The sequence below is a fragment of the Streptomyces sp. WM6386 genome (genome assembly GCF_000972385.1).
In the GTDB taxonomy this organism is placed as follows: domain Bacteria; phylum Actinomycetota; class Actinomycetes; order Streptomycetales; family Streptomycetaceae; genus Streptomyces.
The window spans coordinates 1-303 of the sequence record NZ_JXTE01000821.1 but is presented as its reverse complement, the minus strand read 5'-3'; the positions used below and the strand labels follow the sequence as shown (position 1 = coordinate 303).

The following is a 303-nucleotide window of genomic DNA, read 5'->3' as shown; positions in this document are numbered from 1 at the left end:
TGGCGTGCGCGGCCAACGCGTCGAACTTATGACCGCTGAACGCGGTGGTGTCCACCCACGTGGTGATCTCATCGTCGGGGAGGCCGATCTCGGCCAGCGCGGCAGCCTCGGCAGGATCCGGCTCCGGCATGTCCTAATGAAACTCGCGCATGATCTCCCCGAACCGCTGCATTCCCGAACGGGGCATCGTGGTCCAGTACACCTTCGGTGTCAGCTCGGTCATCTCCAGCGCCGCCATCGTGATGCGGTGGGCCTGGATGTGATCGGGATGGCCGTAGAAGCCGTTCTCGTCGTAGGTGACGA

Annotated in this window: 1 pseudogene; it reads right to left on the bottom strand. The window is 64.0% G+C overall.

Annotated features, from left to right (window positions below):
• Positions 1-303 (bottom strand): annotated as a pseudogene (locus tag TN53_RS43820) (GlcNAc-PI de-N-acetylase); the annotation flags it as partial.